The organism is Lacisediminihabitans sp., assembly GCF_036569425.1.
Lineage (GTDB): Bacteria > Actinomycetota > Actinomycetes > Actinomycetales > Microbacteriaceae > Lacisediminihabitans.
Genome location: NZ_DATCQQ010000050.1, coordinates 1 through 8,224, shown reverse-complemented (window position 1 = coordinate 8,224; position 8,224 = coordinate 1). Strand labels below are relative to the sequence as shown.

At 68.3% G+C, this 8,224-nt stretch carries 10 protein-coding genes and 1 tRNA gene; 3 read left to right on the top strand and 8 right to left on the bottom strand.

The window, feature by feature from the left end; genetic code table 11:
- Positions 1-42 precede the first annotated feature (42 nt).
- The 7 genes from groL to VIM54_RS08665 form a co-directional block, all read right to left on the bottom strand.
- Positions 43-1,686 (bottom strand): chaperonin GroEL, encoded by a 1,644-nt coding sequence (groL, locus tag VIM54_RS08695; protein ID WP_331900553.1) that lies wholly within the window; start codon positions 1,684-1,686, stop codon positions 43-45.
- Positions 1,687-1,811: 125 nt separating this feature from the next.
- Positions 1,812-2,819 (bottom strand): DUF3048 domain-containing protein, encoded by a 1,008-nt coding sequence (locus VIM54_RS08690; protein ID WP_331900552.1) that lies wholly within the window; start codon positions 2,817-2,819, stop codon positions 1,812-1,814.
- A gap of 131 nt (positions 2,820-2,950) precedes the next feature.
- Positions 2,951-3,157 (bottom strand): cold-shock protein, encoded by a 207-nt coding sequence (locus VIM54_RS08685; RefSeq protein ID WP_331900551.1) that lies wholly within the window; start codon positions 3,155-3,157, stop codon positions 2,951-2,953.
- A 275-nt stretch (positions 3,158-3,432) separates the two neighbouring features.
- Positions 3,433-4,002, bottom strand: a complete 570-nt coding sequence (locus VIM54_RS08680) for a LytR C-terminal domain-containing protein (protein WP_331900549.1) — start codon at positions 4,000-4,002, stop codon at positions 3,433-3,435.
- Positions 4,003-4,016: 14 nt separating this feature from the next.
- Positions 4,017-4,340 carry a DUF3263 domain-containing protein gene (locus VIM54_RS08675; protein ID WP_331900547.1) on the bottom strand — a complete coding sequence of 108 codons (324 nt, stop codon included), beginning with the start codon at positions 4,338-4,340 and terminating at the stop codon, positions 4,017-4,019.
- A 52-nt stretch (positions 4,341-4,392) separates the two neighbouring features.
- Positions 4,393-5,394, bottom strand: a complete 1,002-nt coding sequence (locus tag VIM54_RS08670) for a DUF2332 domain-containing protein (protein ID WP_331900545.1) — start codon at positions 5,392-5,394, stop codon at positions 4,393-4,395.
- Positions 5,395-5,418: 24 nt separating this feature from the next.
- On the bottom strand, positions 5,419-5,877 hold the full coding sequence (locus VIM54_RS08665) for a GNAT family N-acetyltransferase (protein ID WP_331900543.1): 459 nt from the start codon (positions 5,875-5,877) through the stop codon (positions 5,419-5,421).
- A gap of 49 nt (positions 5,878-5,926) precedes the next feature.
- Here VIM54_RS08665 and msrB point away from each other — a divergent pair, with 49 nt between their 5' ends.
- Entirely contained in the window at positions 5,927-6,364 is a 438-nt protein-coding gene (msrB, locus tag VIM54_RS08660; RefSeq protein ID WP_331900541.1) for a peptide-methionine (R)-S-oxide reductase MsrB, read from the top strand.
- 7 nt (positions 6,365-6,371) lie between these two features.
- A complete protein-coding gene (locus tag VIM54_RS08655; protein ID WP_331900539.1) occupies positions 6,372-6,917 on the top strand; it encodes a nitroreductase family protein in 546 nt (181 codons plus the stop codon).
- On the opposite strand, the gene VIM54_RS08650 is transcribed toward VIM54_RS08655, so the two are convergent.
- Positions 6,886-7,881: a DMT family transporter gene (locus tag VIM54_RS08650; protein ID WP_331900538.1), complete on the bottom strand. Its 996-nt coding sequence runs from the start codon at positions 7,879-7,881 to the stop codon at positions 6,886-6,888. The genes VIM54_RS08655 and VIM54_RS08650 overlap by 32 nt on opposite strands.
- Before the next feature lie 63 nt (positions 7,882-7,944).
- Here VIM54_RS08650 and VIM54_RS08645 point away from each other — a divergent pair.
- Positions 7,945-8,021: transfer RNA gene (locus tag VIM54_RS08645), tRNA-Thr, on the top strand.
- Positions 8,022-8,224 lie beyond the last annotated feature (203 nt).

Below are 8,224 nucleotides of genomic sequence, written 5' to 3'. Positions count from 1 at the left end.
AGAGAGGCCGGGTGGCTTTTCGCCTCTGATGGGCTCAGAAGGTCAGAAGTCCATGCCGCCCATGCCGCCCATGTCGCCGCCACCCGGGCCCGCCGCCGAAGCCTTCTCGGGCTTGTCGGCGACAACTGCCTCGGTGGTGAGGAACAACGCGGCGATCGAGGCGGCGTTCTGCAGGGCAGAGCGAGTCACCTTGACCGGGTCGTTGATCCCGGCTTCGAGCATGTCGACGTACTCACCGGTCGCGGCGTTGAGGCCGTGGCCAGCAGGCAGGTTGCGCACCTTCTCCGCGACGACACCGGACTCGAGCCCCGCGTTGGTCGCGATCTGCTTGAGCGGCGCGTCGACGGCGACCTTGACGATGTTGGCTCCGGTTGCCTCGTCACCGACGAGGCCGGTGAGGGCCTCCGTGGCGAAGGCGACGGCACCGGCCTGGATGAGGGCGACGCCACCACCGGCGACGATGCCCTCTTCGACGGCGGCCTTCGCGTTGCGAACGGCGTCCTCGATGCGGTGCTTGCGCTCCTTGAGCTCGACCTCGGTCGCGGCTCCGGCCTTGATGACCGCAACACCACCGGCGAGCTTCGCGAGACGCTCCTGGAGCTTCTCACGGTCGTAGTCGGAGTCGGTGTTGTCGATCTCGGCGCGGATCTGCTTGACGCGACCGGCGATGGCGTCGGCGTCGCCGGCACCCTCGACGATGGTGGTCTCGTCCTTGGTGATGACGACCTTGCGGGCGCGGCCGAGCAGGTCGAGGGTCGCGTTCTCGAGCTTGAGGCCGACCTCCTCGGAGATGACCTGTCCACCGGTGAGGATGGCGATGTCCTGCAGCTGCGCCTTGCGACGGTCACCGAAGCCCGGAGCCTTGACGGCGACGGACTTGAAGATGCCACGGATCTTGTTGACGACGAGCGTCGCGAGAGCCTCGCCATCCACGTCCTCGGCGATGATGAGGAGCTGCTTGCCCGACTGGATCACCTTGTCGACGATCGGCAGGAGGTCCTTGATGTTGGACACCTTGGAGTTGACGATCAGGATGTACGCGTCTTCGAAGACGGCTTCCTGGCGCTCCGGGTCGGTCACGAAGTACGCCGACAGGTAGCCCTTGTCGAAGCGCATGCCCTCGGTGAGTTCGAGCTCGGTGCCGAAGGTGTTCGACTCCTCGACGGTGACGACGCCTTCCTTGCCCACCTTGTCGATGGCCTCGGCGATCAGGGCGCCGATCTCGGGGTCCCCGGCGGAGATGGATGCGGTGGCCGCGATCTCTTCCTTGGTCTCGATTTCCTTGGCGCCGGCGACGAGCGCCGCGATGACGGCCGTGACGGCCTTGTCGATTCCACGCTTGAGGCTGATCGGGTCGGCGCCGGCCGCGACGTTGCGCAGTCCTTCGCGAACCAGGGCCTGGGCGAGCACTACCGAGGTGGTCGTGCCATCGCCGGCGACGTCATCCGTCTTCTTGGCGACCTCTTTGACCAGCTCGGCGCCGATCTTCTCGTACGGGTCGTCGAGTTCGATCTCCTTGGCGATCGAGACGCCGTCGTTCGTGATGGTGGGTGCGCCCCACTTCTTCTCGAGCACGACGTTGCGGCCGCGTGGGCCAAGCGTCACCTTGACGGCGTCGGCCAGGATGTTGAGGCCGCGCTCGAGGCCGCGACGGGCCTCTTCGTTAAAAGCAATGATCTTTGCCATGTGTGTCTTTCGTCCTTCCGGGACGTCAAAAAAGCAACAGCTATTGGCACTCGCAATAGAGGAGTGCTAAACGATTCTGGCACTCTGACCCTGAGAGTGCAAGTGAGCGGAGGGTGGCCGGAGGGCTAGACGGGAGCGACGAACGAGACGGATCCCGCCGAGGGAACGAGCTCGATCCAGGTGTTGCCCGCGGCGAGACGCACGGTGGCCCCCGCGCCGTCGACGAGACGGATCGGATCCGTCGCCGATGCCTTCGACCACGTGGCGTGCACGGTGCCGCCGCCGGACGAGATCCAGGCCTCGCCGGAACCGATCAGGTTGGTCTTGGGCACGTCGTGGTCGTTGGTGACGGTGACGCGGATCACCACGACGTTTGTGGCGGAGAGCTGCGCCCCCGCGCCGTCCAGATCGGGCCCGCTGCCCTGTGAGCGCAGGAACACGCCCTTCGCGGCATCCCAGGTCCAGCTGCCGTTCGTGACCCCGGAGAACGCGTAGTTGATCACCGCGGTGCGCGCCCCGTCCTTCGCCGCGGTCGACGACGGCGCGTCGAGGGAGAACGCGAACTGCTGCGCGGGGGCCGGGATGCTCGCGTGCTGGGCGAGCAGCTCCTTGGCCTTCACGAGCACGTTGTGCGGTGCCGCCTTGGTGGGAGTGCGAAAGAACGTGCTGGCGGTGTCTGCCTGGCCGTGGATGGCGTTGTAGACGGGTGTCTTGCGCATGAGGTCGACGAAGCGCTGCTGGCCGCCGGAGTAGCAGATGATGCCGCCGAGCGGCGAGACGATGTCCGGGTCCATCGGGCGGATGGACCGCACGGGCCCGAGCAGGGCGGGGATGGTCGACTGCCACACCGCGACGTAGCGGGTGAGGCCGCCCTCCACCAGTTCCTGGTAGACGAGGTCGGTGCTCTCGAGACCGACCTGCGGCCGCGCCGCCGGATGGTTGTCGATCTTGGCGGCGATCGACGCGTGGTCGAGGGAACCCGGCGCAACCGTCGTGCCGCGCAGTGGGGCAATCGCGGTGGGAGCCGGCGTGTGATACCCGGAGCTGTAACTCGGGGCGGGGGCGGGAGAGGGGCTGGTCTTCTCGGGCACGCACCCCGCGGTGCTGAGTCCGAGCCCGATGACGAGGGTCACCGACAGCAGCGACCGAGTGCGTATGCGCGTCCGCGCCGAAGTGTGCCCCACGGCCACAGACTAACGCCGCCCGGGTGCCCGGGCGGCGTTAGCCGGGGCGCGCCCTCCGATCAGGGATCGCGCGGGTCGTTCTACTGTGCGAGGCGCACAGACTCCGCCTGCGGGCCCTTGTTGCCGGTGCCCACCTCGAAGGTCACCTGCTGGCCCTCTTCCAGAACCTTGTAGCCGCCCATGTCGATGGCGGAGAAGTGCACAAACACGTCCTGCCCGCCGCCCTCGACCGTAATGAAGCCGTAGCCCTTTTCAGCGTTGAACCATTTGACGGTTCCGTTCGCCATTGATAACTCCTTGCTGTGTTTCTCTACGGCGCCTGCGATGTTGCGATGCACCGGGTCGCGATCCGATTTCGGGTCCCACCCGGTGGCTCGAGCGACTTCGCACAGTGCTGGTCTCAGGAGTCTCGGATGGGGCAACCAATCCCAGATAATAACGACGACGCGACGCCATCGGAAGGAACATTCGGCTAATGAGCCGGCAAATCCGACAAAACGACGTTAATTAAACATCCGCGTAACACGGGAACGCGATTTCGGCCCAGGCGGCCGGGTTCGGGTCAGGCGGTCGGCGTCTTGTAGTCGCTGCCGAGAACCACGGTGATCGGCGACTCGGTGTAGACCTTCGAGAGCACGATGGTACCGACCTTGAGCGAGGTGACGAGGGCTCGTGCCGCCCCCTCGTTGGCCGGGTCCGTGTAGTACACGGTGGTCTTGACGACGTCGGGCTTCGCCGTGTTCGCCCGGCTGCCGACGTCTGCCGCCGCGCCGGCCCAGCCCTCCTTGACGAGGCTGTCACCGACCCGGTTCGCGAGCCCGGCCGTGGTGGTGCCGTTGAGGACGGTGATCGGCACCGCCGGGTCGAGTTTCGGTGCGGCGGTCGGCGTTCCCGTGGGGGTCGGCGTGGGGGTCGGGGACTCGGATGCGGCGAGGAACGGGAGGTCGATGGCCGACTTGCCATTGATCACGGAGAGGACGAAGAGGCCGCCGAGAACGAGAATCCCAGTGGCGAGGGCGGCCCAGGCGAAGCCGATCCAGCCGCGGCCCTTCGGCGCGGGACCTCGGTGGGCGCCCGTGCGCAACAGATCGTCTGGCACGCTGTCGAAGCGGTCTTTCGGGAATGTCGCCATGGTTCTTCCGATGCTTAGGGGTGGTCCGTCGCCGGGGCGGACTGGGCGGAGCCCACACTGCGGGCCGAACGCGCCTGCGTGCGCGCGTCCCTCATCCGTTGCAGGCGCTTGACCAGCATTGGATCGAACACCAGTGAGCGAGGGTCGTCGAGCGCGGCGTTCAGCAATTGATAGTACCGGGCCGCCGACAGCCCAAACTGCGCGCGAATCGCCTCTTCCTTCGCCCCGGCATGCTTCCACCACTGGCGTTCGAACTCCAGGATGCGCTGCAGGCGCTCCGGAATCGCCGACTCCGGACTCTGCCGCGACGTCTCGTCGGGCTCAGGCGTCGCTCCCACTCGCACTCCTCGGATCACCGCAATCCTAGAACCCGCCCCTCCGACAGCGCTGTTAGCGCGGTGGCACGGCGCCGAATCTGGTGGGCGCATCGCCCGCGAACCAGTCGAGGCTCTGCCCGTGCGGCCCCGTCCAGGCCAGCGGGCGCTCGTTGAGCGCGAGCACGAACCTGCCGGGCGGCCCGCTGTCCGGCGGAATGGCGGCCTGCACCGTGGGCAGTCCCCCGACCCCTTCGAGCGACACCCAGTCGACGCCGAGGCCGCGCACGGTCTCGACGAACCGCATCCGCCCGGCCGCCGGAAGGTAGACGAGCACGGCGCTCGCGACCACGACGAGGGTCGCGCCGGCTGGGGCCTCGGCGGCGAGCGCGGGGAGGGCATCGATCGCGTCTCCGCGCACGAGGTGGGGCGGGTCGAGTCGCGCGATGGCGATCGCGGCACGGAGGCGGTCTCGGCGTTCGTGCTGCTCCGGCCAGACGAGGGTCTCGAGCCAGAGGGTGTCCCGCGGGTCGGTGACGTCGAGGGGCGAGAGATCGATGCCGGCGCGCCAGGCGATCTCGGGCAGCCGGGTCGGCATCGGCACCAGCCCGTTCGTCGCGCACTCAAGCAGCACGCTGCTCGGGCCGTCGCACGGATGCAGCGGCTCGCCCCCGTCGTACCGGTAGCTGTAACGGTCCGGGTAGAGGCACAGGCCAGCGCTCGCCCCCACTTCGAGCAGGGCGAGCGGCCCGGGGATCATCGCGAGCGCCGGCAGCAGGCTCGCGCACCGCCGGGCCTCGTTGGTCTGCGTGCTGCGGTGCGCGGTCTCCGCCGCGACCGAGGGCCAGTGGCGCACGAGCCAGTCACGGAACCCGGCGTACTGGCCCTCCGGGGCACCGAGCAACCGGGAGCAGGCGAAGATGAGGTTGGGTTGCCGCTTCTGCAGCGGGAGCTCGTCGATCAGGGCGAGGACGGGGGCGTCCTCCGACACCGCGAGCGCCCACTCCTCATAGATCGCGGACTGGCCGTGCGCCTCGACCTCGCCGAAGGTGCGGTACCACGACGCGGTGTCCCTCACTCGGTGTCCCTCACGCGGCGTTCCTCACACGCCAGCTCGATACATGGAGAGGTGCGGAAGGCCCGCCTCCACGTAGACGGCGCCGAACGGTTCGAAGCCGAACTTGGCATAGAGCGGCGCGATGTACTCCTGGGCGTGCAGGAGCATGGCGTCGCGGCCGTGCCGCTCCACCGCCTCCGCGAACAAGACCTGCGCGAGTCCCTCGCCGCGTCGGTCGGCGCGCACGACGACGCGCCCCACAATGCGGTGGGCGTCCCGGTGCGAGGCCTCGTCGTCCCAGAGCACCCGCAGGTAGGCGGCGATGCCCCGGTCATCCGGAATCCACAGATGCTCCGCCGTCGGCTCCTGGTCGCGGTTGTCGAGCTCCTCTTCGTCGATCCGCTGTTCGACGAAGAAAACGTCGGTGCGGAGCTTGAGGATCGAATACAACTCGTCAGTTGTGAGTTCGCCCCACGACTTGCGGACTACGGAACATTCGGGCACGGTGCCGAGTTTAATGAATCGAACGGTTTTTTCGGAAAGGAACCATCCCATGAGCAATCACACCGACCCGACGAGCGCGCGAGGCACAAGCTTTCCCGTGGCGAAGTCGGAGGCCGAATGGCGTCAGGAACTCGACCCCACCCGCTACGCGATCCTGCGCGAAGCCGCGACGGAACGCCCGTGGTCCGGCGCTCTCCTCGACGAGAAGCGTGCCGGCGTCTACACCTGCGGTGCGTGCGGCGCCGAACTGTTCCCCAGCGGAACCAAGTTCGACTCCGGCTCCGGCTGGCCGAGCTTCTACGCCTCCATCAACCCGGATGCCGTGATCCTCAACACCGACAAGACCCTGGGCATGACCCGCACCGAGGTGCTCTGCGCCAGCTGCGGCTCCCACCTGGGGCACCTCTTCGACGACGCGCACCAGACGCCCACCGGCGACCGGTACTGCATGAACTCGCTCTCCCTCGGCTTCAAGGAAGAGAAGTAGCCGCCGCATGACGGTGCTGGATGCCGTGGGGCGCCGCCGCTCGTGGCCGCGGGTGACCGGCGACGCGCCCGGTCACGACGAGCTCCTGCCGCTCGTCGCCGCGGCCGGCACGGTGGCGGACCACGGCGCCCTGCGGCCGTGGCGTCTCATCGAGTTGCGCGGTGACGCCCTCGAGCGACTCGGCGCCGCGTTCGTCGAGGCGTCGGGCACCGAGGGCAAGGCAGCGGAGACCCTCGCCGGCAAGCCGCTGCGGGCGTCGCTGCTCATCGCCATCGTGGTCACCTACCGGCCCAGCCCGAAGGTGGCGGAGTGGGAGCAGGAGGCCGCGGCATCCGGTGTCGCCCACGTCTTGAGCCTGCTTCTCGCCGAGGCGGGCTGGGGTGTGATGTGGCGCACGGGGCATCTCACCCGCTCCGAGCCGGTGCGGCGCCTGCACGGGCTCGCCGACAACGAGCAGTTGCTCGGCTGGCTCTACGTGGGCGGGGTCTCCGACGATGGCCGGGACGTGCGCACCGAGCGCATCAACCCCGAGGAGTATCTGTCCGCGCTCTGAGCCGCCGGGACGGCACGGCGGCGATGGCCACCGCCACGAGGGTGAGCAGGGTGCCGGCCACCGTCGACGCCTCGATCACGTGCCCGCGAATGGGCAGGAACGCATCGAGCGCGAGGGACATCACGAGCTGGCCGGCAATCGAACCCAGCCCGAGCAACAGGACCCCCGTCGTGCGCACGACGACGACCGCCCCGGCGATGAATAGCGTGCCGATGAGCCCGCCGGTGTACAGCCACGGGTTGGTGGGGAAGTGGTCCGGCCAGCCGACGACGGCCTCGTGCACGGCGCACGCCGCGAGCAGCACCGTGCTGCCGGCCAGGAAGTTGAGGAACGTCGCCGTCATCGCCGACCCGGCGATGACGCGCACCTGGCCGTTGACCGCCTGCTGGCCGGCGATGCCGAGCCCGGCGGCGAACGGGAGCACCAGCATCCACGCCGGAATGTCGGTGACCAGCTGGGCCGACACCGCCCAGCCGACCGCAACGAGGGCGAGGGCGCAACCGATGAGCCGGGTCACGGTGATCGCGGCGGGAGGCGTGGCGCCGATTCCTCGACGGTCGATGGCGAGGCCGCTGATGGTCTGGCCAGACACGACTGCGACCGTGAAGAGCGCGACGCCGAGGGTCGCGCCGGTAAGCCCCTGGGAGAGCACGAACAGACCGCCGGCCACTCCCCCGGTGACGTACCACCAGGGCGTGGTGCGCGCCCGCACGGCCGAGGCGACCCTCGCGAGCCCCCGGCGACCCGGGCGCCAGACGGCGAGCGCGACGAGCAGGATGACGAACCCGGACCCGAACGAAATCACCGAGCTGAGATAGCCGTCGTCGAGGCTGCGCCCGAGCTCGCTGTTGATGCGGGACTGGGTGGCGGTGAGGATGCCGACGACGATCGCCCCGACGACGCCGGCCACGACCGTGAGCCGCCGCCGACGCACAGTGGCGGCGGGCGCGGGCGAGGTGGTCATCGACTCCCACGCTAGCCTGATCGCCGGGCGCGCCGCGGCAGCAAGTAATATGGGTTCTCGTTCGCCCCCTTAGCTCAGTTGGCCAGAGCACCGCTCTTGTAAAGCGGGGGTCGTCGGTTCGAATCCGACAGGGGGCTCCACGAAAATAGCTGGTCAGCGCCTTCTTTGCTGGCCTTCTCGGCTGCCGTAGCTGTCCTGGCGGTGTTATGTATCAGGACATCGGTGACACTTCTGCATCAATAGACGGGTGACCATTCACGGCGTCTTGGTGGTGACACTTCCCCTCATTGTTTGAGGCATGACGCCCTTTGAGCCTGTTGATCCCCGTGTCCGTCTCGCGATT